We start from the raw sequence: 24885 nt of genomic DNA on the forward strand, positions 1-24885 counted from the left end.
GCCTGCCCGTCCCCGACCGGACGATTCGGCAGGCGCCGTGGCGCGTCCGGGGACGCCCCGTACCGGCGGGCCGGACGGCTCAGGCCACTGCCCCACCGGTCAGCTGTGATGTCTTCAGCGCCACCAGGGCGACCAGCAGCACGAACAGCACAGCGCACCCGGCGATCTGCACGGCGGTACGGCGCTTCGCCGGCGCGTAGGCGAGCACGGCCATGACGATGCCGCCCGTGAGAAGGCCGCCCAGATGCCCCTGCCACGAGGTGAACCGTGCGGAGATCAGCATCCAGATCAGGAACCCGGCCAGGAACCGGTTGACTGCCTGCATGTCCCGTCCGAGCCGCCGGTTGATGACGTAGAAGGCCGCCGCGAGGCCGAAGATCGCCCCTGATGCGCCCACCGCGGTGTCGCCCGGCGCGATCAGATACACCAGCACCGAACCGCCCAGCGCGGACAGCAGATACAGCGCGAGAAAGCGCCCCCGGCCGAGCTGCTCCTCGACGACCCGGCCCAGATTCCACAGCCCGTACATGTTGAAGAGGATGTGCAGCACCCCGAAGGGCAGGGAACCGAACGACGACTCGCCCGGCGGAAGATGCAGGAAGGCCCCGGTCAGCAGCCGGTACCACTCGCCGTCCACCACACCGACCGCGTCGAACCCGGGGATGTCGCCGCTCTCGTACACGTACTGACTGCCGTCGGAACCGTTCAGACCCGCGCCGAGCATCCCGAACCGGTCGACGATGTCCGGACGGATCAGCTCGCCCAGATACGCCAGTATGTTCAGGCCCATCAGTACGTACGTCACGACGGGCACCGCCGTCCTCGACACCGCGCCGCCGAAGACCGTGCGCGCCTGCCGGACCGAGCGCTGTCCCTCCTTCACACACTCCACGCAGTGGTGGCCGACAGCGGCTTCCCGCATGCAGTCGGGGCAGATGTAGCGGTCGCAGCGGGTACAGCGCACATACGTCTCGTACGACGGATGGCGGTAGCACGTGGTGACGGCGGCCTCCATGGCCGGCTCCTTCACTGGTGGGCGGTCACGAGGGCCGGTGGGGCGGCGGCGATCAAGATAGCGAACACCGCGAAGGGCGCCGCAGCCGGGTACGAGCGGATCAGGGCAGGCCGGTCACGGCGTAACCTCGTAACTCCCGTACCAGGAACGGAGTCCCGTATGGCAGCCATCAGCCTGCGCAAGGTCGAGGAGACGGCGCCCGCGCTGGTCAGCCTCTACAAGAGCGCGGGGGTCTCGCTGCAGAGGCACGGGCTGAGCGGTGAGCGTGCGGCGGTCTACCTCGTCCTCGACTACTCCGGCTCCATGAAGGAGTACTACAAGGACGGCAGCGTCCAGGCGCTCGCCGACCGGGTGCTCGGTCTGTCGGCCCACTTCGACGACGACGGCCGCGTGCCCGTCGTCCTCTTCTCCACGGACATCGACGCGGTCACCGAGATAGCCCTGGACAACCACCGCGGGCGCGTCGACGAGATCGTCGCGGGCCTCGGGCACATGGGGAAGACGAGCTACCACCTGGCCATGGACGCGGTCATCGACCATTACATCGACAGTGGCTCGACCGCGCCCGCACTCGTCGTCTTCCAGACCGACGGCGGTCCGATCAACAAGTTGGCGGCCGAGCGCTATCTCTGCAAGGCGGCGAAGCTGCCGATGTTCTGGCAGTTCATCGGCTTCGGCAACAAGCGCAGTTCGCAGTTCAACTTCCTGCACAAGCTCGACGAACTGGCCGTTCCCGCACAGCGTCCCGTCGACAACGCAGGCTTCTTCCACGCCGGACTCGACCCGCGGCAGGTCCCGGACGCCGATCTGTACGACCGGCTCGTCGCCGAATTCCCGCACTGGCTGGCCGCGGCCCGAGCACAGAGGATCGTCAAGTGACGCTACGAGTACTGAGGGCGGCCGACCGCACGGCCGTGCCCTGGAAGAACGGCGGGGGAGTCACCCGGGAGATCGCCGCGTCCCCCGAGGGCGCACCGCTGGACGACTTCGACTGGCGGGTCAGTCTCGCCGATGTGTCCGCGGACGGGGCGTTCTCCTCGTTCCCGGGCGTCGACCGCACGCTGACCGTGGTCGAGGGCGCCGGGATGGATCTGATGGTGGGCGGCGAACACCACATCGTCGACGAGCAGTACTGGCCGCACGACTTCCCCGGAGACCTGGAGACGGACGGCCGGCTGCTCGGCGGCCCGGTCGTGAACCTCAATGTGATGTACCGCAGGGAACGTACGACGGCGGAGGTCGCGGTCGTACGCGGCACCCTCCGGCTGCTGGCGCCGCAGAGCGGTACGGTCCTGGCCGTCGCGCTGGAGGACGGTGCGGTGCTCGACGGCCACGACATCGAACTCGACTGCTACGACGCGGTGGTGGCCGACAGTGCGTCGCCCGGAGTGCTACGGACCCAGGGCTGGGCGCTCCTGGTCACGCTGTCCGTCAGGTAGCTGCGGTCACGCGCCGGGAACCCGGTAGCGGTGCGCCTTCGACATCTTCGGCGGTCCGGACGTCATGGGCAGGCCCAGCTTCTCGGCGACCGGCAGCATCACGCTGCCGAACTTCTCCGCGGCCTCCGGGGACTCCCACAGGTCGAAGAGCTCCACGCCCGAATCGGTCACTGTGCAGACCTGCGACAGGCAGCCGGCGAAGGGGTCTCCGGGCAGTGCCTGAAGTTCCCTCTGGAGAGCGTCGTACTGGTCGGCCGTGACGCCCGACAGAGTGGCATGCACCAAGACCGCCATCGTCAATCACCTCGGGTTCACGGGATCAGTCCCTCCCCGCCGCCACGCTGACGGCCAGGTGCCTCGTACAGCAGAACACGATCGACCCAGGACGGCATCCGATCGGGTGGCCGCCCGGAAAACCGGACAGAAGATGTCGGGTTTCAAGGGTTCGATGGAGTCATGACATCGACTTCCTGGGCAGCGTTCCAGTCGGCGGAGCCGGACTTCGCCGAGACCGTTCAGGCCCGCTTCGGGCTGTACAAGCACCACGTCCTGGCCACCCTTCGCAAGGACGGCTCGCCGCGTGTGACCGGACTGGAGGTGGACTTCCGCTTCGGTGAGCTGTGGCTCGGCATGATGCCGAACTCGCGCAAGGCACTGGACCTGCGGCGTGATCCCCGGTTCGCGGTGCAGGCCAACCCGGGACCGGACGACACGATGGCCGACGCCGACGTCCGGATCTCCGGCCGCGCGGTGGAGGAGACCGACCCCGACGTCCTGGCCCGCTTCGTCGAGGAGGCAAAGCCACCGGAGCCGTTCCACCTGTTCCGCACGGAACTGACGGAGGTGGTCCGCACGGGGTTGAAGGGCGAGGAACTGATCGTCCAGACCTGGCGCCCAGGCACCCCGCTGCGCACGTTCCACCGCGGAAATGACGACAGCACCCCGCGCGAGGCAATCTGAGGCGACCGGGCCGGGCCGGGCCGCCGGCCCGGGCCACGTCAAGTCCGGCAGGCGGGAGAATCAAGGCCGTCGAGAGGGTCCCATGCCTTCGGACTTCGGACCATGGCGGGACATCAAGGGCAGAGCGGCCACCGGGCGCCCCCGGTCACCAGCCGTCCCCGGCAATCCCCCCGCACCCCCCAGGCATCCCGCAACGGCCCCGCCTTCCGTATCCACACCGACAGATCCAGCTCCTCCGTATACCCCACCGCCCCATGCAGCTGCAGCGCCGCCCGCGCCGCCGCGTACGCCGCTTCGCCCGCCACGACCTTCGCCGCCGCCACATCGGCTCCCGCGCGCGGCGCCCCTTCGGCGAGCGCCGCCGCAGCCCCGTACAGCAGCGGGCGGGCGAACTCCAGGCCGATCAGCGTGTCCGCCAGCCGATGCTTGACCGCCTGGAACGATCCGACCGCCACCCCGAACTGGGTGCGCTGCTTCACGTACGCGACCGTGGCCCGCAACAGCGCCTCGCCCGTCCCGAGCGCCTGCGCCGCCGTGGCGAACGCCGCCCAGTCCGCCGCCGCACCGGCCGCCTCCACCACCCGCGGTCCCGAGGCGAGCACCTGCCCGCCGGGCTCGACCCGGAACAGCCGCCGCGCCGGATCGGACGAAGCGCGGAGCGGGCCGTGTCCGGACGCGAGCCGCAGCTCGTCCCCGGACACCGCGAAGACCGCGTCCACGGCGTCCGCGTCCAGCGCGAACGCCCCGTCGTCGAGCAGGAGCGTCGCCGACACCGCCCCCGACGCCATCCGGGGCAGCCACTCCTTCGCCACCGGACCGCCCACCCCGCTCAGCAGTACCCCCGCCGCCACCGTCTCCACCACCGGCCCCGGCACCGCGTGCCGCCCCAGCTCCAGGAAGGCCACCGCGAGTTCCACCGGAAGCGGTCCGACACCCTCGTACGCCTCCGGTATCGCGAGCGCGAACACCCCCGCCTCCGCGAGCCGCGCCCACAGGGCCCGCCCCGGTCGGTGGTCCCCGGCGCCCCACGCCCGGACGGCCGCCGGCGTCTTCGCGGCCGACAGCATCGCGTCCAGCGAGCGGGCGAAATCCCGCTGCTCGTCGTCGAGGAGGAATCGCATCAGCGCCGTCCCTTCGGCAGGCCGAGCAGCCGCTCGGCGATGATGTCCCGCTGGATCTCGTTCGTGCCGGCGTAGATCGGGCCCGCGAGGGAGAAGACGTATCCCTGCGCCCACTCGCCCTCCGCGAGTTCGCCGTCCGGGCCGAGCAGATCGAGTGCCGTCTCGTGCAGCGCGATGTCGTACTCCGACCAGAACACCTTGTTCAGACTCGACTCGGCGCCGGTGCCCCCCGCTTTCGGCGCCGTTCGAGCGGGCGGACCCCCTTCGCCCGCCGCGAAGCGCGACGCATGGGCGTACGTGAACAGCTGGTACGCGCGCGCCCCGATCACCGCGTCCGCGACCCGGTCCCGCATCGCCGTGTCCGACGGGTCGCCGTGGGTACGCCACAGCTCGGCCAGCCGGTCCGCGGTGGCCAGGAAGCGCCCGGGGGAGCGCAGCGTCAGCCCGCGCTCGTCGCCCGTGGCCGACATGGCGATACGCCAGCCCTGGCCCGGCTCGCCGATGATGTCCTCGTCCGGTACGAACACCTCGTCCAGGAAGAGTTCGGCGAAGGCCGGCTTGCCGTCGAGCCGTCCGATCGGCCGGACCGAGACCCCCGGAGCCGACAGGTCGAACATCAGATACGTCAGCCCGTGGTGCGGCTTCGCGGCCTCGGGGTCCGTACGGAAGATCCCGAACGCCCGGTCCGCGAACGCGGCCCGTGACGACCAGGTCTTCTGCCCCGACAGCAGCCAGCCGCCGTCCGTGCGCACCGCGCGCGACCGCAGCGACGCCAGGTCCGAGCCCGACTCCGGCTCGGACCAGGCCTGCGCCCAGATCACCTCGCCACTGGCCATCGGCGGCAGGACCCGGGCCCGCTGCTCGTCCGTCGCGTGGTCGAAGAGAGTCGGGGCGAGCAGGTTGATGCCGTTCTGCGAGACCCGGCCGGGGCCGCCCGCCGCGTAGTACTCCTCCTCGAAGATCAGCCACTTGAAGATGTCGGCGCCCCGGCCGCCGTAGGCGGACGGCCAGGAGACGACCGACCAGCGGTCCGCGTACAGCCGCGCCTCCCACTCCCGGTGCGCGGCGAAACCCTCCGCGGTCTCCAGGGAGGGCAGCGGTTCGGCGGGCACATGGGCCCGGAGCCACTGCCGGGCCTCGGCCCGGAACGCGTCCTGATCGGGGGTGAAGGTCAGATCCATCGGACGCCCGCCCTCTCTGTCGTCATCGGGCCCATTCTTCCCTAACAAGTGTTTGGTAGGTTAACGTACGGGCACGAGGCCGTCGAGGAGCCGGGAACCCGAGGAGGCAGGGGCGTGAGCGCACCGCAGTACATACCGGGACACCAGCTGCTGACCGGCCGCACCGCCGTCATCACTGCGGCGGCCGGCGCCGGGATCGGCGGCGCCACCGCCCGCAAATTCCTGGAGGAAGGCGCCCGCATCGTCATCGGTGACGCCCACGCCCGCCGGCTCAAGGAGACCGAGCAGGCGCTCGCCGAGGAGTTCGGCGCCGCGAACGTCACCTCACTGCCCTGCGACGTCACCGACGAGACCCAGGTCCAGGCCCTCTTCGCACACGCCGAACAGGCCCACGGCAGCCTCGACATCGTCGTCAACAACGCCGGACTCGGCGGTACCGCCGAGCTCACCGAGATGACCGACGCACAGTGGTCCAAGGTCCTCGACGTCACCCTGAACGGCACCTTCCGCTGCACCCGCGCCGCCCTGCGCTCCCTCAGGTCCGCGGGCCGCGGCGGTGTCGTCGTCAACAACGCCTCGGTCGTCGGCTGGCGCGCCCAGACCGGCCAGGCCCACTACGCGGCCGCGAAGGCGGGCGTCATGGCACTCACCCGGTGCGCCGCCGTCGAGGCCGCCGCATACGGCGTACGGGTCAACGCCGTCGCCCCCAGCCTCGCCATGCACCCGCACCTGGTGAAGGTCACCTCCGCCGAACTCCTCGACGAACTGACCGGCAAGGAGGCCTTCGGCCGGTATGCCGAACCGTGGGAGATCGCCAACGTCATCGTCTTCCTGGCCAGCGGCTACTCCTCGTACATGACGGGCGAAGTGGTCCCCGTCAGCAGCCAACGTGCCTGACCGGACGCCCGCCGGTGCGTCCGCAGGGGGCAGCGCACGGGCGGAGAATGGGCGGGTGCCTACCAAGAAGAAGCCCCAGGTGATCCCTTCGCCCGAGCGGCGCCGGGAACTGCTCGACACCGCCGCCGAGGTCTTCGCCGCGCAGGGATACAACGCCACCACCGTCCGCAGGATCGCGGACGAGGCGGGCATGCTCGCGGGCAGCCTCTACTACCACTTCGATTCCAAGGAATCGATGATCGACGAGATCCTCTCGACCTTCCTCACCGAACTCTGGGAGGGGTACGACGCGGTGCTCGCCGCCGGCCTCGGCCCCCGCGAGACGATCGAGGCCCTCGTCACCGAGTCCTTCCGGGAGATCGACCGGCACCGCGCAGCCGTCGCCATCTACCAGAAGGAGTCCAGACACCTCGCCACCCAGCCGCGCTTCGCCTATCTCGTCGACTCCCAGCAGAAGTTCGAGAAGGCCTGGCTCGGCACGCTGGAACGCGGCGTCGCCGCCGAGGTCTTCCGCGCCGACCTCGACATCCGGCTCACGTACCGGTTCGTCCGCGACACCGTCTGGGTCGCGGCCTCCTGGTACCGGCCGGGCGGACAGCACAGTCCCGAGGAGATCGCCCGCCAGTACCTCTCGATGGTCCTGGACGGCATCGCCCTCGACACCTGACCCCACCCGAGCTCACCGAGGAGCAGCAGCCATGGCCGAGGCCTACATCGTCGAAGCGGTCCGCACCCCCGTCGGCCGCCGGAAGGGTGGCCTCGGTGCCGTCCACCCCGCCGACCTCGGCGCCCATGTCCTGCGGGCTCTCGTCGAGCGCACCGGCATCGACCCGGCGGCCGTCGAGGACGTCGTCTTCGGCTGCCTCGACACCGTCGGACCGCAGGCCGGTGACATCGCCCGGACCTGCTGGCTGGCCGCCGGACTGCCCGAAGAGGTCCCCGGCGTCACCATCGACCGCCAGTGCGGCTCCTCGCAGCAGGCCGTCCACTTCGCCGCCCAGGGCGTCCTCTCCGGCACCCAGGACATGGTCGTCGCGGGCGGCACCCAGAACATGACGCAGATCCCGATCGCCTTCGCCTCCCGTCGGGCCGCCGAACCCCTCGGCCTCACCGAAGGTCCGTACGCGGGCAGCGAGGGCTGGCGCGCCCGGTACGGGGACCAGCCGGTCAACCAGTTCCACGGCGCCCAGCTGATCGCCGAGAAGTGGGGCATCAGCCGTCGCGACATGGAGGAGTTCGCGCTCCGCTCCCACCGGCGGGCGATCCGCGCCGTCGACGAGGGCCGCTTCGCCCGCGAGACCGTCGCGTACGCGGACGTCACCGTCGACGAGGGGCCGCGCCGCGACACCACCCTGGAGAAGATGGCCGCACTCCCGCCGGTCCTGGACGGCGGCACGATCACCGCCGCCTGCTCCTCCCAGGTCTCCGACGGGGCCGCAGCGATGCTCATCGCCTCCGAACGCGCCGTCGCCGAACACGGCCTCACCCCGCGCGCCCGCATCCACCACCTCTCGGTACGCGGCGAGGACCCCATCCGGATGCTGTCGGCGCCCATCCCGGCCACCGCGTACGCGCTGAAGAAGGCCGGCATGACCATCGACGACATCGACCTGGTCGAGATCAACGAGGCGTTCGCACCGGTGGTGCTGGCCTGGCTGAAGGAGACCGGCGCCGACCCGGACAAGGTCAACGTCAACGGCGGGGCGATCGCGCTCGGTCACCCACTCGGCGCCACCGGCACCCGACTGATGACGACGCTGCTGCACGAGCTGGAGCGCACGGGCGGCCGCTACGGCCTGCAGACCATGTGCGAGGGCGGCGGACAGGCGAACGTGACGATCATCGAAAGGCTCTGAGCCGGGCGCGCCAAGGCTCCCGGGCGACCACGACGCGCGGCGGTGGGGCGGATCACACCGCGGATCTGCAGAACGTGCTACGGTTGCCGAGTTGCAGTTTTGGTACCCATGAACTTTATGTGCGCCTGACGGGAATGCTTCCTCAGGCGCATTATTGTTTTCCGGCTTTCTCCGGATGGGGCTCAATGCGGCGACTTGGAATTCGTAAAGTGCGGATTTCCGGCACTGCACCTCTTTAGGAGAATGACATGGCTACTGGAACCGTGAAGTGGTTCAACTCGGAAAAGGGCTTCGGCTTCATCGAGCAGGACGGCGGCGGCGCCGACGTCTTCGCCCACTACTCCAACATCGCCACCTCGGGCTTCCGTGAGCTCCAGGAGGGCCAGAAGGTCTCCTTCGACGTCACGCAGGGCCAGAAGGGCCCGCAGGCGGAGAACATCGTCCCGGCCTAATTGCCGCGACGCGCACCTCGCAGCCGGGGCCCGCACCGTGAAGGTGCGGGTCCCGGCTTGTGCTGTCCCGGGGATGCGCCCGAAAGTCCCGGACAGTCCCCAGTAGTTCCCAGGAATCCCCAGGAGGGCAATTCCGTATGACCCGCTCCGAACGCCAGGACCGACCCGCCCGCACTCGCCCGTCGAGGGGGCGCGGCACGGCCCCGGCACAGGCAACCGCCAAGGGTTCCGGCAAGGGATCCGGCAAGGCGTCGCCCCGTCGCAGGGCCACGCCGCCGCAGGGCGAATTCGCCCTGCCCGAATCCATGACCCCCGCACTGCCCGCCGTCGAGGCGTTCGCCGAGCTGGACATGCCCGCCGCCCTGCTGAAGACCCTTGCCGCGCAGGGCGTCACCGACCCGTTCCCGATCCAGGGCGCCACCCTGCCGAACTCGCTCGCCGGCCGGGACATCCTCGGCCGCGGCCGTACCGGCTCCGGCAAGACCCTGGCTTTCGGTCTCGCGCTCCTCGCCCGCACCGCCGGCCGGCGCTCCGAGCCGCGCGCCCCGCTGGCGCTCGTCCTCGTCCCGACCCGCGAGCTCGCCCAGCAGGTCACCGACGCGCTGACGCCGTACGCGACGTCCGTGAACCTGCGCCTCGCCACCGTCGTCGGCGGCATGTCGATCACCAAGCAGTCCGGCACGCTGCGACGCGGCGCCGAGGTGCTCGTCGCCACGCCCGGCCGGCTGAAGGACCTCATCGAGCGCGGCGACTGCCGGCTCGACCAGGTCTCCATCACCGTCCTCGACGAGGCCGACCAGATGGCCGACATGGGCTTCATGCCGCAGGTCGTCGCGCTGCTCAAGCAGGTCGAGCCGGACGGTCAGCGGATGCTGTTCTCCGCGACCCTGGACAAGAACATCGACCGGCTGGTCAAGATGTTCCTGACCGACCCGGTCGTGCACTCGGTCGACCCGTCCGCGGGCGCCGTCACCACCATGGAGCACCACGTGCTGCATGTGGCCGACGAGACCGACAAGAAGGCTGTCGCCACCAGGATCGCCGCCCGCGAGGGCCGGGTGATCATGTTCGTGGACACCAAGCGGGCTGCCGACCGCTTCGCCAAGCGGCTGCTGGCCAGCGGTGTACGGGCTGCCGCCCTGCACGGCGGACGGTCTCAGCCGCAGCGCAACCGGACGCTCGACCAGTTCAAGAACGGCCAGGTCACCGCGCTCGTGGCGACCAACGTCGCGGCCCGTGGCATCCACGTCGACGACCTCGACCTGGTCGTGAACGTGGACCCGCCGACGGACCACAAGGACTACCTCCACCGCGGTGGGCGCACGGCGCGCGCCGGGGAGTCCGGCAGCGTCGTCACGCTGGTGCTGCCGGAGGAGAAGCGGGAGATGACCCGGCTGATGGCTGACGCGGGCATCGCTCCGCGGACCACCCGGATCAAGTCCAGCGACGAGGAGCTCACCCGGATCACCGGGGCCCGTGAGCCGTCCGGCATCGCGATCGTGGTCGAGGTCCCCCAGCCGACGCAGCCGAAGCCGCGGACGCGGTCGGGCGGTGCGGGTGCCGGTACCGGCGGTGCGTTCCGCGCGGGCAGCCGGGGCCGTGGCCGTCGCGGCGGAGCCGGCGGCGGAGCCGGCTCCGGGTCCGCTCAGGGCGGCGGCGAGATGCGTTCGGGCGGTGCGGCTCGGTCCGGCGGTGCGGTTCGGGCCGGCGGCTCGGGGCGTGGCAACGGTTCGGGCGCAGGCGCGGGGCGTGCGGGTGGCTCCGGGCGAAGCAACGGCAGTGCGGCCGCACGAGGCCGCAGGGCGGCATAGCGGCGTACGCGGTGCGGTGACAGGTCGACGACCGGGTCACCGCACCGGGGCGCTGCCCCGGACGCCGGTCTCAATCGCCGGACAGGCCTGATGTATCCACCTGTCCGGCGAGCGGGGCCAATGCCGTCAACGTCCGCTGTGCCTCCTTCATCAACCGGCCCACCAGCTCCTCACAGCTCGGCAGGTCCTCGATGACGCCCGCCACCTGGCCCGACGCCATCACCCCCAGATCCGTCCGGCCGTCGACCATGGATGCCTTCAGCAGCATCGGGGTGTTGGCCGCCAGCAGCACCTGGCTCCAGGACAGATCCTTGCCGTGCCTCATCGCGAGGCCGTCGCGCACCATCCGGGACCAGCTGAGCCCCGAGATCCGCTTGAAACCCGCAGCCCGGCGCACCGCCTGGACCAGAGCCCTGGTGCGGCCCGCGTGCTCCAGCGCGGTGACCATCTCCGTACGCAGCATCCGGTGCGGCAGCCCGTCCACCGCCGTGGTGACCGTGACGTCCCTGACCCCCGCCGCCAGATAGCGGGCCTTCACCGCGTCCGGGACCGTCGAGTCCGACGTCAGCAGGAACCGCGTGCCCATCGCGATGCCCGCCGCCCCGTACGCCAGCGCTGCGACCAGCCCGCGGCCGTCGTGGAAGCCGCCCGCCGCGATCACCGGGATGTCCACCGCGTCCACCACCTGCGGCAGCAGCACCGACGTCGCCACCTCGCCCGTGTGCCCGCCGCCCTCCCCGCCCTGCACGAGCACCGCGTCCGCGCCCCACGCCGCGACCTTCTCGGCATGACGCCGCGCGCCGACCGACGGAACGACGACCACCCCCGCGTCCTTCAGCTCGGCGATCAGTTCCTTCGACGGGGCCAGCGCGAACGACGCGACCTTCACGCCCTCGTCGACGACGATCCGTACGCGCTCGCGCGCATCACCGGCGTCGGCGCGCAGATTGACCCCGAACGGCGCCTGGGTACGGGACTTGACCTCCCGTACCGCCGCGCGCAGCTGTTCCACGGTCATCGTCGCGGAGGCAAGAATGCCCAGCGCACCGGCCTCGGCGGTGGCGGAGACCAGCCGGGGCCCGGCGACCCAGCCCATGCCGGTCTGCACGATCGGGTACCGGACGCCGACCAGCTCGGTGAGGGGCGTGCGCATCGGATCCATCAGGTCCTGACCTCGCGGTCACGGGTGCCGTCCGGATCGATGACGTCGCGGATCAGCCGGAGCTCCTCGGAGGTCGGCTCGCGGGTGTACGGGACATCGTCCGCGATCGTCAGCGCGAAGCCGGTGGCCTCGCGGACCTGGTCCGCGGTGACGCCCGGGTGAAGCGAGGCGAGGCGCATCGAACGGTCCGCGGTCGCGAAGTCGAGGACGCCGAGGTCGGTGACGACACGCGGGATGCGGTGGTAGCGGGTCGCCGACGGGCCGGCGGCCGCCGCACTGTCGTAACCGACCCCGCTGATCATGTCGACGCGCTCGACGAACACCCGGCGGGAATGCTTGGGGATCCAGTAACTGACAGGGTTGTTCAGGGTGTTGACGGGGGCGCCGCGTACGCCGAGCAGCTGGCGGGTGGGCTGTTCCCAGTCGCCGATGCAGGAGATGTTCTGGTTGCCGAACCGGTCGATCTGGCCGGCGCCCATCATCACGTGGCGCCTGCCGCCGGTGACCATGGTGAGGTGCAGGCGGTACGGCAGCCAGCCCTCGGGCGTGCCGTCGAGGCCGACGATCATCGCCTCGCCGTCGGTCAGCAGCAGTTCGGGCGAGAAGGTGCGCTTGGCGAGGCGGGCACCGACGGACGGGATCAGGCCCATCGGGCTGGCGAGCACCTCGCCGTCGTCGCGCCAGGCGTCGGCGCAGGCGATCACGCAGTACTCGGCGCGGGTGACGGTCCGGGTGCCGGGGGCCGTGGTCTCAGGGGTCGTCACTTCTGCTCCTCATGCCAGGTCCGGACGGCCGACCGGTAGCTCTTCTCGTTGCCGTCCACGGGCAGGAACCGGGCGGTGAACGCCGCCCAGGCGGCCGGGTCGGCGGCCGCGGCGGCGTACGCCTTCTGGAACGCCTCGTCGCGTGGGTAGTCGGGGGCGCAGGAGGTGAAGTGCGCGCCGTTCGGGGTCTCGACGACGCCGGTGACCGAGTGCCGCTTGACGAGCAGGGTCTGCGGGGCGGCCCGCGCGGTCAGTTCGGCCGTCTCGACGAGCCGTTCGCAGGAGACGTACGCGGTATCGGCGGCCTCGCAGAACAGGTCGTCGAAGTACGGGTCGGGCCCGAGGTACTGGCCGTTGCCGGACCGGTCGGCGCGGTTCAGGTGGACCAGCGCCGCGTCCATCCGCAGGGCCGGCATCGCGACGAACTCCTCGCCGTCCGCGTACGGCGAACGCACCGTACGCAGACCGGGGTTGACCCGCATGACGTCCGATCCGATGCCGGCCCGGACGGGCAGGAACGGCAGCCGGTTCGCGGCGGCGTGCAGCCCCCACATGAACATCGCCTCGTCGACCTCCGTCAGTTCGAAGCCGCCGCGCTGGCGGGCCGCTCTGAAGTGCGGTTCGAGCGGGATCGAGTCGAGAGTGGCGAAGGCCGCGACCAGTTTGCGGATCCGGCCGGCGGCGGCGAGCAGGCCGACGTCGGGGCCGCCGTACGAGACCACGGTGAGATCGGTGATCCGGGACCGGAGCAGCGCACGCACCAGCGCCATTGGCTTGCGGCGTGAGCCCCAGCCGCCGATGCCGATCGTCATGCCGCTGCTGAGCCGGGAGACGACCTCGTCGACCGTCATGGTCTTGTCGGTCACCGTCATGCCTCCTTGCCGAAGGTGTCACGGACGCGGCGGGCGGCTCCGCTGAGGTTGGCCTCGAAGGTGAAGCCCTGCTCGAAGCGGTAGCTGCGGTGGACGTCCACCGGATCGATGCCGTTGATGGCCGCCTTGGCGAGCCGGATCAGATACCCGTCCTTCCGGGCGATCTCGCCCGCCAGCTCCAGCGCCGCTTCCTGGAGTTCGGCGCGCGGGACGACCCTCCAGACCGAACCGTGGGCGTGCAGCTCGGCGGCCGTGACGGTGCGCGAGGTGTAGTACAGCGCGCGCATCAGATGCTGCGGGACGAGCCGGGCGAGATGCGTCGCGGCGCCGAGTGCGCCCCGGTCCAGCTCGGGCAGGCCGAACGTCGCGTCGTCGCTCGCCACGATCACGTCGGCGTTGCCGGCCAGTCCGATGCCGCCGCCGAGGCAGAAGCCGTGCACTGCGGCGACGACCGGTACCTCGCACTCGTACACCGCGGCGAATGCCTCGAAGCAGCCCCGGTTGGCGCCGATCAGGGTGTCGTGCCCGGAGTCGCGCTGCATCTCCTTGATGTCGACGCCCGCGTTGAACCCGCGCCCGGCGGCGGCCAGGACGACACAGCGGACCTCGGGGTCGCGGCCCGCCGCGCGGAGTGCGTCCGCCAGGTCGTACCAGCCCTGCACGGGCAGGGCGTTGACGGGTGGGTGGTCGACGGTGACGACGGATACGCCCTTGACGGGGCTTGCGGTGGAGACACCCATGAGCGGATCAGCTACCTTTCCACCAAACATTTGTTAGGTGTGGAAGGTAGCAGCCTGCCCCCGCATCGCCAACAAGGAGATGTGAGATGACCGCAAGCAGCGACGGACACGGCACGGGGCTCTGCGCGGGCCGTGTGGTGATTGTGACGGGGGCCGGGCGGGGGCTCGGCCGGGCCCACGCCCTCGCGTTCGCCGCCGAGGGCGCGAAGGTCGTGGTCAACGACCTGGGTGTCGGACTCGACGGGGCCGGCGGGTCGTCCCCCGGACCGGCCCGGCAGGTGGTCGACGAAATCGAGGCGGCGGGCGGCGAGGCGGTGGCCCACGGCGGTGACATCGCGACCGCGGCGGGCGCGGCCTCGCTGATCGGGGCCGCGCTGGACACCTACGGGCGGCTGGACACCCTGGTCAACAACGCGGGCTTCCTGCGCGACCGGATGCTCGTCAACCTGGACGAGGACGACTGGGACGCCGTGATGCGCGTCCACCTCAAGGGTCACTTCCTCACGCTGAAACACGCGGCGGCGCACTGGCGGGCCGAGACCGGGGCGGGCCGCACCCCCGTCGCCCGGGTGATCAACACCAGTTCGGGTGCGGGGCTGCTCGGCAGCGTCGGTCAGGGCAACTACTCCGCCGCGAAAGCCGGGATCGTCGGCCTGACACTGGTCGCCGCGGCGGAGATGGGCCGGTACGGGGTCCAGGTCAACGCGATCGCTCCGGCGGCCCGCACCCGGATGACCGAGCGGACCTTCGCGGAGACGATGGCGGCGCCGGGGGAGGGGACGGGGGCGTTCGACGCGATGGCGCCCGAGAACGTGTCACCGCTGGTGGTGTGGCTGGGCTCGGCCGCGAGCGACGGGGTGACCGGACGGGTCTTCGAAGCGGAGGCGGGCCGGATCACGGTGATGGACGGCTGGCGCCCGGGCCCTTCCGTGGACCGGGGCGCGCGGTGGGCGCCGGCGGAGGCGGGGGAGGCGACACGGAAACTGCTGGCGGATGCGGGGGTGGGGCGGCAGGTGTACGGGGTGCGGTGACGGGCGGAAGGGGGCCCGGCAGCGGTGGGAGAATCCAGCCCCTCCGGCGATTGAGGAGCGGGGGTCCGGGGCAGCGCACCCGGTTTCGGGAAGAGGTGGGCAGGGGACACCCCCGCCACGGGCGCACCGACCTCACCGCCCAGGCTCACGTGTCGCAGTCCAGCACCGTGCGGCAGAGCCCACACCGCACCCGCACCCGCCCCCGCACCGCAACCCGGATCCGCTGAAGGCACGTCGGGCACGCGAACGAGACCCGCAGCCCGTCCGGTCCGTCCTCGAAGGCGTACGGAACACCGGGGGCGGGGGCCGCAGCCCCGCCCGGATGGTCCCGGGCGTACCGGCGGACCTTCGCGTAGCGCCGCCGGCCCGCCCAGCCGGCCGCCACGAGCGGTGGCTGCCGGGCGTCCTGCTCCGCCCGCGCCCGCCCGGCCACGAACGCCTCGTAGGCCTGCGGGCTGGTGAACCACGGTGAGGGATCCTCGTCGAAGGCGAACGCCCGTTTGGCCAGGACGTACCCGAACTCCTCCGGGGTGAGGTAGCCGAGTTTCTGGCTGGACGTGCCGTCCTCCCGGAACGCGTCGAGCAGCAGCCAGCCCGCGCCCAGATACGTCGTCGCGGTGTCGGTGAGGATCTCGTTGTCGCGCGTACCGGGAAACTCCAGGCCGAGCCGGTGCAGCAGCACATGCATGACCTCGTGCGAGAGCGCGGCTCCGATGTCCCTGCGGTGGGTACGGAAGCGGTCGTTGAGCTCGATGAAGTACTCGGGACCCGCCGCGAGTTCGACACTTCCCGCATGCTCCATCGCCCGGAACGCGACGATCATGCGGGCGTCCGGCAGATGCAGGTGCTGGACCATCGCCCGCGCCACCCGCTGCGCGCCGAGATGCAGATCGTCCTGGTCGGAGAAGGCCGCGTCGGCGGGCGCGAGGCTCGGGGCGTAACTGCGGACACCGTCGTACGACAGCCTCCGGTACAGCGCGGTGATCGCGGACCGGACGGTGTCGAGATGAGGGAAGCCGTGTACCACCGGACTGTCGTTTGTCACGTCCGCACCCCCTCCGTGACGCTCAACCGGCCTCCACTGTAAGCGGATGCGGGCCGATCGGTGGCGAGGACGGGAGCGAGGACCGTCCGCGACATTGGCCGAAAAGTGGACCTTGTGGGGTCGGTGATCGCTCCCGATAATCCGGCCATGTCCTTGTCGGGTGCATGACGACTTTGGGCACGTGCCGACCCGCCCCCCACGCACCCCCCACGAAAGAAGGCACTTCGTTGAAGCAGCTTCTGCGCACCCTGAAAAGATGTTCCGTCATAGCCGCGGTGGTCCTCGCCGCCGTCAGCCTGCAGCCCGCCGGAGCGTCCGCCGCCCCTACACCCGTCGTCGGCGGAACCCGCGCCGCCCAGGGTGAGTTCCCCTTCATGGTCCGGCTCTCCATGGGCTGTGGCGGTGCCCTCTACACCAAGAGCATCGTGCTCACCGCCGCACACTGCGTGAACGGCTCGGGCAACAACACCTCCATCACCGCCACGGCCGGCGTCGTCGACCTGCAGTCCACCGGCGCCGTCAAGGTCAGGTCCACCAAGGTCCTGCAGGCCCCCGGCTACAACGGCATGGGCAAGGACTGGGCGCTGATCAAGCTCGCCAAGCCCATCGACCTGCCCACCCTGAAGATCGCCACCGACACCACGTACAACAACGGCACCTTCACCATCGCCGGCTGGGGCGCCGCCACCGAGGGCGGCGGCCAGCAGCGCTACCTGCTGAAGGCCACCGTGCCGTTCGTCTCCGACGCCGACTGCCAGGACGCGTACGGCAGCGACCTCGTCCCCGGCGACGAGATCTGCGCCGGGTACGTCGACACCGGCGGGGTGGACACCTGCCAGGGCGACTCCGGCGGCCCCATGTTCCGCAAGGACGACGCCGGAGCCTGGATCCAGGTGGGCATCGTCAGCTGGGGCCAGGGCTGCGCCGAGCCCGGCTACCCCGGTGTGTACAGCGAGGTCTCGACCTTCGCCGCCAACATAGCCTCCGCGGCAGCCACGCTCTGACGCCGCAGTATCAACTCCGAACAACCCCGGGTGTGCCCACGTGGACGGGCGCACCCGGGCCCAGTTCCGCATACGGAGCCCCCGCACCCTCCACCTCCAGCACCCACACCTCATTGGCGCCCTCCCGCAGCACCGGACCCGGCACGTACAGCGTCCGCTGCGGGCCCACCGACCAGTAGCGGCCCAGGCAGAAACCGTTCACCCAGACGAACCCGCGTGTCCAGCCCGGCAGTTCGAGGCCCGCGTGATCCACGCGACCCGGTTCCGCCAGTTCGAACGACCCCCGGTACAGCCCGGTGCGCCCCTCCACGACATCCCCGAACGGCACCCCGGCCACCGCGCCCGGCTCCTCGAACGCGGCCAGCCGCAGCGCCCTGGCCCGTACACCGTGCAGGTACTGCCGCTCGTGCAGCACCCCGCCCGTGATGCCCTTCGGCTCACCCAGCCGCGGCCCGTAATTGACCCGGCCCAGCGACTCCACCCACAGCTCGACGGACGCAGGTCCGGCCACGGGCGTCTCGAGGGTGGCGCTCCCGTCGCCCAGCACGCCTTCCCGGACGCCGTTCACGTACACCACGGCCCGGTCCCGGAGCCCCGTCACCCCCAGCGTGTAAGGCTGCCGCGGACCCGGCACATCCACCTGATAGCGCACCAGGCCCCGGTCGACGCCCAGCTCCTCGAACGTCGGCGGAACACCGGACTCCGCCGGCTCCGGGTCGCCCAGCGCCTCCAGCACGCCGGACAGCGGCACCCACCCGGTCAGCTCCGCCCGCACCGGCGCGACGAGCCCGGCCGGCTCCGGCGGCAGATCAGGAAGCGGACCGTCCGCGAACTCGGCGAGGACCTCCCGGAACAGCCAGAACTTCTCCGTGGCCCGCCCGTACTCGTCGATCGGGGCGCCGTAGTCGTACGACGTCACCGTCGGCAGGAAATCCTCGTCCTGCAGCGAACCGGACCGGTTGGCCCCCGCCCAGCCCGCGAAGTTCGTCCCCCCGTGCGCCATGTAGATGTTCACGGACGCCCCGCACTCCAGGATCTCCCGCAGCGCCTCGGCGGCCTGCGCGGGTTCCCGTACGACCGGCGGCGCACCCCAGTGCCCGAACCAGCCGCACCAGAACTCCATGCACATCAGCGGACCCTTCGGCTGATGCCGTCGCAGCACCTCGAACGCCTCACGCGCCCCCGATCCGAAGTTCGCCGTGGCGAGCAGACCGGGCACGGAGCCGCCCGTCAGCATGTGGTCCTCCGGCCCGTCGGACGTGAACAGCGGCACACTCACCCCCTGTTCGCCCAGCAGGTCCGCGAGTCGTCGCAGATAGACCGCGTCGGTGCCGTAGCTGCCGTACTCGTTCTCCACCTGAACCATGATCACCGGGCCGCCGCGGTCGATCTGCCGTTCCACCACTTGCGGCAGCAGCTGCGCGAACCACCGCTCGACCGCTCCCAGATACCCGGCATCACGGCTTCGCACCCGCCGCCCGAACCGTCCCGTCACCCAGACCGGCAGCCCACCGTTCTCCCACTCGGCGCAGATGTACGGACCCGGGCGGACGATCGCCCACAGTCCGGCGCGGTGCGCCGCGTCCAGGAACCGGCCCAGCGCCGCCACGTCCCGGAACACACCGGGCTCGGGCTCATGGACGTTCCACGGAACGTACGTCTCGACACAGTTCAGGCCCATGGCCCGAAGCATCGAAAGCCGGTGATCCCACTGCGCCTCGTGCACCCGGAAATAGTGCAGGGCCCCCGACAGCAGGCGTACGGGGTTCCCGTCGAGCCGGAAGTGGTCGTCCCCCACGGTGAAGTCAGCCATCGTGCTCGTACTCTCCTGTTGCGCCGGTCCCACCCCCGAAGCCGCTCGCCCCGAGGCCGCACGACGGTACGCACCACGGAGCGCGCGGACCCGGGAGGAATGCTGCAGCCACCCTCACCCCCTGGCGTGCGGCCGGTCCATGGACAAAGATCGCTGCTGTTTGGACACAATGCGCAGATCACCGAACCGGCCCCGGACGAGCGGAGCGGAGGAAGGAAAGCCGATGTCGACGTACCACACCTGGATGCGCTTCTTCACGCCCAGCCCGCTCCACCACCGGCTGGGCCTCGTCTGCCTGGGCGTCGGCCTGCAGCACGGCGCGCTGCCCACGGTCGGCCCCCGCACCCTGGACCACCACGTGGCCGTCGTGATCCACTCGGGCAGTGGCTGGTTCGCCGGCCCCGACGGCCGCCGGCTGCCCGTCACCGCCCCCAGCCTGATCTGGCTGACCCCCGGCACCCCGCACCACTACGGCGCCGACCCGGGCACCGGCTGGGACGAGAGTTTCGTCGACTTCACCGGCCCCGCCACCGCCACGTACACCGAACTCGGCTACATCGAACCGGACCGCCCGCTCGTCCCCCTCGCCGACACGGCGGGCCCGCGTGCCGCGGTGAGCCGGATCGTCCGCGCGGCCCGACGCGGCAACCCGCTGCTGGAGGTCGAGACCGGCGCCGCCGTCCATGAACTCCTGGTCGCCCTGCGCCGGGCCCGCGCCGATGTCAGCCCCGACGGCGATCCGGTCCTGCAGGCCCTCGCCCGCGACGCGTTCCAGCCGCTCTCGGTCGCCGAACACGCCGCCCGGCACAACATGACGCCCGCCGAACTGCGCACCGCGGTTCGACGCGGCGCCGGCTGCAGCCCCAAGGACTACCTCCTGGGCATCCGGCTCGGCCGCGCCAAGGAACTCCTCGCCGCAACCGAACTGCCCGTCGCCGCGGTCGCCCGCCGCGTCGGCTACGACGACCCCGCCTACTTCTCCCGGCTTTTCGCCCGCCGCGTCGGCACCGCCCCGGTCCGCTTCCGCGAACAGCAGGGCCGCGCCGTACCGGGCGGCTGGAGCGACACGATCCCCGACCCGGACCACCCACCGATGATCAGCCCCTGAGGGCTGTCCCCTGGCAGGGCCCCGGAACCGGCCGTCTAAGCTCGTCGACCATGACCACCAGCGACACCGACGAGTCCGTACGCGCGGAACTGAACCGGCTCCGCGAAAGCATCGACAACATCGACGCTGCCGTTGTCCACATGCTCGCCGAGCGCTTCAAGTGCACCCAGCAGGTCGGCCATCTCAAGGCGAACCACAAACTGCCCCCGGCCGACCCCGACCGCGAAGCCGAGCAGATCGCCCGCCTTCGCCGCCTCGCGGAGAACGCGAAACTGGACCCGGCCTTCGCGGAGAAGCTCCTCAACTTCATCATCGCCGAAGTGATCAGGCACCATGAGCGGATCGCCGGCGACCCTCCGGCCGGCGGCGCAGTCTCCGAGGGGTGACCCCTCGCGTCGGTCCGCTCCCCGCCGGCCTCCACCGACCGGGTGGCATTCCGCGCTGTCGTCGTCCCGGTGGGTAGGTTGGGAGCGCCCGTCGGGGACTTGTGCTGACGGCGTTCGTCGCGTACGACAAGGAACGGGCCGCCGCGGCTGCCGAGCGGGACCTTCCCGTCGGGGCGCCCGGCAGCCGATTGCTCGCTCGGCAGGGCCCGGTCGGCGCACCTGCGGCCCGAGCCGTTGGACCCCCGAACCACGACGGCGTTGGCGAGGACCGTGATGAGAAAGATCATCCTGATGATGTCGGTGTCCCTCGACGGATTCATCGAGGGGCCGGACCGCGACATCGCCTGGCATCTGGTCGACGACGAGCTGCACGGCCATTTCAACGACGAACTCGCAGCGATGGGCGGCTTTCTGAGCGGTCGCGTCACCCACGAGCTGATGGCCGGGTTCTGGCCGACGGCCGACGCCGACCCCTCGAATGCCGGGCCGATGGCGGAGTTCGCCGGTATCTGGCGGGACATGCCCAAGCTGGTGTTCTCCAGGACCCTGGAGCGGGCCGACTGGAACACCACCGTGGTGCGGGACGTCGTCCCCGAGGAGATCATGGCGCTCAAGGCACAGCCGGGCGGGGACCTGGCCCTCGGTGGCGCCGATCTCGCCGCGGCCTTCAGGGAGCACGATCTGATCGACGAGTACCGCGTCTACGTCCATCCGGTCCTCATCGGCCGGGGCAAGCCGCTGTTCCGGCCGGCGGACGCGAAGAGCGATCTGCGACTCGCCGGGACGCGGAGCTTCGGCAACGGGGTCGTCCTGCTCCACCACCGGCGTGCCGAGGAGATCTCCGCGGCAGGGGGATGACCTCCCGCGCGGACTCCCGTCTGCGGGGAGACACCGCGCGCCGGCACCGCGGCCCGGACGCTGATCGCACCGCACAGCACCGGCGGCATCGCGGGAGCGGTGCGCGGGGCGGTCAGGGGGAGATCTCCTCCAGCGGCCGGTCGGCCGTCTCCTCGGCGAGGACGCCCGCCACCACCGCACCGGCCAGCGCCACCGCACCGAGCATCACGAAGACGGCGGCGACGTTGTTCCCGGCGCTGTAGACCGCGCCGACCAGGATCGGGCCCAGGATCACGCCGAGGCGATTGACCGCGCCACCGACACTGCAGCCGAGGGCGCGCATCCGGGTCGGGTACAGCTCCGGCGTGTACAGGTACAGGCAGATGTTGGAGCCGAAGAAGCCGACGGCCGACAGCGAGGTCCAGATCAGGACCTGGGCGGGGCTGTGGGCGCCGAGTGCGGCCAGGGTGAGCAGAAGCGCGGCGGAGCCCCCCAGGAAGATCGCGAAGATCTTGCGGCGGCCGAGGATGTCCACGGTGAGTGCCACCAGCAGGCAGCCGAGCAGTCCGGCGACCGAGGTGACCGTGGAGTAGAGCAGGGCGTCGGAGAGCGTGAGGCCGTACCCGTCCTTGTAGATGCTGGGCAGCCAGGACGTCACGCCGTAGTTGACGAAGTAGCCGGTGAACCAGATCGCGCCCACCACCAGGGTGCGGCGGCGGTAGCGGCCGGTGAACAGGGAACGCAGCCCGGTGGCGGTGCGCTCCGCATCGGTGGCCGCCTTCGCCGTCGGGGACCCGGGGTGTGCCGGGGGTCCGGGGGAGTACCGGACCGGTGGCAGCGGTTCGCCCGTGGCGGCCGACACCTTCGCCTCGATCTCGTCCATGACCGCCTCGGCCTCCGCCGTCCGCCCCCGGTCCGCCAGCCAGCGCGGCGATTCGGGAACCGTGCGCTGGACGAGGAACGCGAGCAGTCCGGGCACGGCCGCGACCGCGAACATCACGCGCCAGCCGGCCGCGGGAACCAGCCACGCGGCGGCCAGGGCGCCGACGGTCAGTCCGGCCGGGAAGACGAGTTCGTACAGCAGGACGAAGCGGCCCCGCTTGAAACTCCGGGTGATCTCGCTGATGAACGCGGCGGCCACCGGCACCTCACCACCGATCGCGAGCCCCTGCACGAAGCGCAGCGCCAGGAACGGGGTGAGCGACGTGCAGGCGACGAGGGCGAGGCCGGCCAGCCCCGAGGCCGCCACGCAGTACGCGATCACCCGGACCCGGCCGAATCTGTCGGCCAGCCGGCCCGACAGCAGCGCGCCGATGAGCATGCCGACCGAGCCGACGGTGAGCACCGACGTGGCAGCGCCGTCGGTCAGGTGCCACTCCTGCCGGATCTCGGGCAGTGCGTACGCGATCAGCAGCTGGTCGAAGGCCTCGAAGAAGGTGACGACGCCGACGACGAGGCGGACGGTGACGTGCCAGCGGGAGGCCGGCAGCCGCTCGAAGCGGGCGGCTATGGCGTCACGGGCGGTGACGGCTTCGCGGGTGGCGGCGGTGGGCCGGGTCATCGAGGGTTCCTCCTGCTCCGGGTGGGGACGGAGCGGTTGGGGAGCCAGGTGCGCGGGAGAGCAGGGGTGTACGGGAGTGAGCTGAGCGTACGGGGACGGGGTGGCGGTGCGGGGCTCGTGAGCTTGTGAGACCGCCCACCACTGCCGCCGGCTGCTCTCTAAGGTGCCTAGCTTCTTAGGGCTTAAGTTTTATCGGTCCGGGGGTGGAGGTCGTCAAGACCTCCAGGGCAAAAGAGTTTTTACGAAGAGGTCTTGCGGTGAATTACTTAAGCACTTAGATTTTTAGCTCTGAGGTAACCGTATCGACTGCAGGAGGCCAACTGATGCTTGCCGACGAAGTGTTGGTCGCAGGGCAGTGGCGGCAGGGCCGCGGTGCCCCCATCAAGACCGTCGACCCCGCCACCGGCCAGGTCATCGCCACCGTGCACGCCGCGTCCCTCGACGACGTCGAGGACGCCGTGACCGCCGCCGTCCACGCGGCCCACGACCCGGCCTGGCGTGAGCTGCCCGCCCATCTGCGGGCCCGGCTGCTGCACCGCATCGCCGACCTCGTCGAGCGCGACGCCGACCGGCTCTCCGCCCTGCAGACCGCTGACACCGGCAAGTGCCGTACCGAGACCCGTGCCCTCGTACTGAGCGCCGCGGGCACCTTCCGCTACACCGCCGCCGCGCTGGAGACCGCCGAGGACGCGATCACCCCGTCCCGCGGCCCGTACGTCACGATGAGCGTCCACGAGCCCATCGGCGTCGTCGGTGCGATCACCCCGTGGAACTCGCCCATCGCCAGCGACGCCCAGAAGCTCGCCCCCGCACTCGCCGCGGGCAACGCGGTCGTCCTCAAGCCCGCGGAGTGGACCCCGCTCGTCGCCCTCGCCCTCGGCCGCCTCGTCCACCAGGCAATGACCGAGGCCGCACTGCCCGCCGCACTGCTCTCCGTGCTGCCCGGCCGCGGCAGCGTCATCGGCGACGCGATCGTCCGCCACCCGGCCGTCGGGAAAATCACCTTCACCGGTGGCACGAACACCGGCCGCACTCTCGCGCACGCCGCCGCCGACAAGCTGATCCCCGTATCGCTGGAGCTCGGCGGCAAGTCGCCGACGATCGTCTTCGACGACGCCGACCTCGAGCAGGCCCTCGCAGGCGTCATGTACGGCGTCTTCTCCTCCAGCGGCCAGAGCTGCATCGCCGGATCGCGGCTCTTCGTCGCCCGTTCGCGGTACGAGGAATTCGTCGGTGACCTCGTCGCCCGCACCGAGAAGCTGCGCGTCGGACCCGGCACCGACCCGGACACCCAGGTCGCCCCGCTCGTCCACCACAAGCACCGTGACAGCGTCGCCGCCTACGTCGACCTGGCCCGCGAAGAAGGAGCCACCGTCCGGTGCGGGGGAGCGCCCCCCGAAGGCGACACCTACCGAGACGGCGCCTACTACCTCCCCACCGTCCTCGACGGCCTCCCCAACACCGCCAGGGTCTGTCAGGAAGAGATCTTCGGACCCGTACTCGTCGCCCTGCCCTTCGACGACGAGGACGACCTCGTCGCCCAGGCCAACGACAGCGTGTACGGCCTCGCCTGCGGACTGTGGACCCGGGACCACGCCAAGGCCTGGCGGGTCGCCCGCCGTATCGACGCCGGAACGGTCTGGATCAACACGTACAAGCAGTTCAGCATCTCCACCCCGTTCGGCGGGCTGAAGGACAGCGGCATCGGCACCGAGAAGGGCCGCGACCTGATCCGCGGCTACCAGCGGCAGAAGTCCCTCTACTGGGGCACCGGCACCACACCGCTGCCGTGGGCCGCCAACTGATGCCGACAGACGAGGAGCCGGAGAA

At 71.0% G+C, this 24885-nt stretch carries 25 protein-coding genes; 14 read left to right on the plus strand and 11 right to left on the minus strand.

What is annotated here, in order from left to right; translation table 11 throughout:
- Window positions 1–79 precede the first annotated feature (79 nt).
- Window positions 80–1015, minus strand: a complete 936-nt coding sequence (locus OHA88_RS33030; RefSeq protein ID WP_328628183.1) for a rhomboid family intramembrane serine protease — start codon at window positions 1013–1015, stop codon at window positions 80–82.
- 159 nt (window positions 1016–1174) lie between these two features.
- Here OHA88_RS33030 and OHA88_RS33035 point away from each other — a divergent pair, with 159 nt between their 5' ends.
- Window positions 1175–1894 carry a VWA domain-containing protein gene (locus OHA88_RS33035; protein WP_328628184.1) on the plus strand — a complete coding sequence of 240 codons (720 nt, stop codon included), beginning with the start codon at window positions 1175–1177 and terminating at the stop codon, window positions 1892–1894.
- Complete coding sequence (locus OHA88_RS33040) at window positions 1891–2454, plus strand: HutD/Ves family protein (protein WP_328628185.1); 564 nt, start codon at window positions 1891–1893, stop codon at window positions 2452–2454. Before OHA88_RS33035 ends, OHA88_RS33040 begins: the two co-directional genes overlap by 4 nt.
- 6 nt (window positions 2455–2460) lie before the next feature.
- Here the strand turns inward: OHA88_RS33040 and OHA88_RS33045 are convergent, their stop codons facing one another.
- Window positions 2461–2748, minus strand: coding sequence for a hypothetical protein (locus OHA88_RS33045; RefSeq protein ID WP_328628186.1), 288 nt, complete (start codon window positions 2746–2748; stop codon window positions 2461–2463).
- Window positions 2749–2910: 162 nt separating this feature from the next.
- On the opposite strand from OHA88_RS33045, the gene OHA88_RS33050 reads away from it, so the two are divergent.
- Window positions 2911–3414: a pyridoxamine 5'-phosphate oxidase family protein gene (locus OHA88_RS33050; RefSeq protein WP_267005677.1), complete on the plus strand. Its 504-nt coding sequence runs from the start codon at window positions 2911–2913 to the stop codon at window positions 3412–3414.
- A gap of 113 nt (window positions 3415–3527) precedes the next feature.
- On the opposite strand, the gene OHA88_RS33055 is transcribed toward OHA88_RS33050, so the two are convergent.
- The gene (locus OHA88_RS33055) at window positions 3528–4535 is read right to left on the minus strand and encodes an acyl-CoA dehydrogenase (protein WP_328628187.1); all 1008 of its coding nucleotides are present in this window, start codon (window positions 4533–4535) and stop codon (window positions 3528–3530) included.
- Entirely contained in the window at window positions 4535–5716 is a 1182-nt protein-coding gene (locus tag OHA88_RS33060; RefSeq protein ID WP_328628188.1) for an acyl-CoA dehydrogenase family protein, read from the minus strand. The genes OHA88_RS33055 and OHA88_RS33060 overlap by 1 nt, the downstream gene beginning before the upstream one ends.
- 114 nt (window positions 5717–5830) lie before the next feature.
- Between OHA88_RS33060 and OHA88_RS33065 the strand changes: the two genes are divergently transcribed.
- From OHA88_RS33065 to OHA88_RS33085, 5 genes are all read left to right on the plus strand, one after another.
- Window positions 5831–6613 carry an SDR family oxidoreductase gene (locus OHA88_RS33065; RefSeq protein ID WP_326603118.1) on the plus strand — a complete coding sequence of 261 codons (783 nt, stop codon included), beginning with the start codon at window positions 5831–5833 and terminating at the stop codon, window positions 6611–6613.
- 55 nt (window positions 6614–6668) lie between these two features.
- Window positions 6669–7280, plus strand: coding sequence for a TetR/AcrR family transcriptional regulator (locus OHA88_RS33070; RefSeq protein WP_328628189.1), 612 nt, complete (start codon window positions 6669–6671; stop codon window positions 7278–7280).
- Between the two features lie 31 nt (window positions 7281–7311).
- Complete coding sequence (locus OHA88_RS33075; protein ID WP_328628190.1) at window positions 7312–8469, plus strand: acetyl-CoA C-acetyltransferase; 1158 nt, start codon at window positions 7312–7314, stop codon at window positions 8467–8469.
- A gap of 248 nt (window positions 8470–8717) precedes the next feature.
- A complete protein-coding gene (locus tag OHA88_RS33080; RefSeq protein ID WP_003969786.1) occupies window positions 8718–8921 on the plus strand; it encodes a cold-shock protein in 204 nt (67 codons plus the stop codon).
- A 137-nt stretch (window positions 8922–9058) separates the two neighbouring features.
- On the plus strand, window positions 9059–10732 hold the full coding sequence (locus OHA88_RS33085) for a DEAD/DEAH box helicase (protein WP_328628191.1): 1674 nt from the start codon (window positions 9059–9061) through the stop codon (window positions 10730–10732).
- 70 nt (window positions 10733–10802) lie between these two features.
- Here the strand turns inward: OHA88_RS33085 and OHA88_RS33090 are convergent, their stop codons facing one another.
- From OHA88_RS33090 to OHA88_RS33105, 4 genes are read right to left on the minus strand one after another with little or no spacing between them, the layout of a single operon-like run.
- A complete protein-coding gene (locus tag OHA88_RS33090; RefSeq protein ID WP_328628192.1) occupies window positions 10803–11885 on the minus strand; it encodes an NAD(P)H-dependent flavin oxidoreductase in 1083 nt (360 codons plus the stop codon).
- Window positions 11886–11893: 8 nt separating this feature from the next.
- A complete protein-coding gene (locus tag OHA88_RS33095) occupies window positions 11894–12658 on the minus strand; it encodes a CoA-transferase subunit beta (RefSeq protein WP_328628193.1) in 765 nt (254 codons plus the stop codon).
- Complete coding sequence (locus OHA88_RS33100; protein ID WP_443044387.1) at window positions 12655–13509, minus strand: CoA transferase subunit A; 855 nt, start codon at window positions 13507–13509, stop codon at window positions 12655–12657. The genes OHA88_RS33095 and OHA88_RS33100 overlap by 4 nt, the downstream gene beginning before the upstream one ends.
- A 17-nt stretch (window positions 13510–13526) precedes the next feature.
- Window positions 13527–14270 (minus strand): enoyl-CoA hydratase family protein, encoded by a 744-nt coding sequence (locus OHA88_RS33105; protein WP_328628195.1) that lies wholly within the window; start codon window positions 14268–14270, stop codon window positions 13527–13529.
- A gap of 86 nt (window positions 14271–14356) precedes the next feature.
- Between OHA88_RS33105 and OHA88_RS33110 the strand changes: the two genes are divergently transcribed.
- Window positions 14357–15301 carry an SDR family oxidoreductase gene (locus OHA88_RS33110; RefSeq protein ID WP_328628196.1) on the plus strand — a complete coding sequence of 315 codons (945 nt, stop codon included), beginning with the start codon at window positions 14357–14359 and terminating at the stop codon, window positions 15299–15301.
- Between the two features lie 145 nt (window positions 15302–15446).
- On the opposite strand, the gene OHA88_RS33115 is transcribed toward OHA88_RS33110, so the two are convergent.
- Window positions 15447–16346: a hypothetical protein gene (locus tag OHA88_RS33115; protein WP_328628197.1), complete on the minus strand. Its 900-nt coding sequence runs from the start codon at window positions 16344–16346 to the stop codon at window positions 15447–15449.
- A 227-nt stretch (window positions 16347–16573) separates the two neighbouring features.
- Between OHA88_RS33115 and OHA88_RS33120 the strand changes: the two genes are divergently transcribed.
- Window positions 16574–17350: a S1 family peptidase gene (locus OHA88_RS33120; RefSeq protein WP_328628198.1), complete on the plus strand. Its 777-nt coding sequence runs from the start codon at window positions 16574–16576 to the stop codon at window positions 17348–17350.
- A gap of 10 nt (window positions 17351–17360) precedes the next feature.
- Here the strand turns inward: OHA88_RS33120 and OHA88_RS33125 are convergent, their stop codons facing one another.
- Window positions 17361–19163 carry a glycoside hydrolase family 35 protein gene (locus tag OHA88_RS33125; RefSeq protein ID WP_328628199.1) on the minus strand — a complete coding sequence of 601 codons (1803 nt, stop codon included), beginning with the start codon at window positions 19161–19163 and terminating at the stop codon, window positions 17361–17363.
- 223 nt (window positions 19164–19386) lie between these two features.
- Here OHA88_RS33125 and OHA88_RS33130 point away from each other — a divergent pair, with 223 nt between their 5' ends.
- The 3 genes from OHA88_RS33130 (at window position 19387) to OHA88_RS33140 (ending at window position 21515) form a co-directional block, all read left to right on the plus strand.
- A complete protein-coding gene (locus OHA88_RS33130) occupies window positions 19387–20271 on the plus strand; it encodes a helix-turn-helix domain-containing protein (protein ID WP_267005692.1) in 885 nt (294 codons plus the stop codon).
- A gap of 50 nt (window positions 20272–20321) precedes the next feature.
- Window positions 20322–20657, plus strand: coding sequence for a chorismate mutase (locus OHA88_RS33135; RefSeq protein ID WP_326603103.1), 336 nt, complete (start codon window positions 20322–20324; stop codon window positions 20655–20657).
- Between the two features lie 273 nt (window positions 20658–20930).
- The gene (locus OHA88_RS33140) at window positions 20931–21515 is read left to right on the plus strand and encodes a dihydrofolate reductase family protein (RefSeq protein ID WP_328628200.1); all 585 of its coding nucleotides are present in this window, start codon (window positions 20931–20933) and stop codon (window positions 21513–21515) included.
- Window positions 21516–21627: 112 nt separating this feature from the next.
- Here OHA88_RS33140 and OHA88_RS33145 read toward each other — a convergent pair whose 3' ends face one another.
- Window positions 21628–23055, minus strand: a complete 1428-nt coding sequence (locus OHA88_RS33145) for an MFS transporter (RefSeq protein ID WP_328628201.1) — start codon at window positions 23053–23055, stop codon at window positions 21628–21630.
- Window positions 23056–23378: 323 nt separating this feature from the next.
- Between OHA88_RS33145 and OHA88_RS33150 the strand changes: the two genes are divergently transcribed.
- Window positions 23379–24860: an aldehyde dehydrogenase gene (locus tag OHA88_RS33150; RefSeq protein ID WP_328628202.1), complete on the plus strand. Its 1482-nt coding sequence runs from the start codon at window positions 23379–23381 to the stop codon at window positions 24858–24860.
- The last annotated feature ends 25 nt before the right edge of the window (window positions 24861–24885 follow it).

The sequence above is a fragment of the Streptomyces sp. NBC_00353 genome, from assembly GCF_036108815.1.
GTDB lineage: Bacteria > Actinomycetota > Actinomycetes > Streptomycetales > Streptomycetaceae > Streptomyces.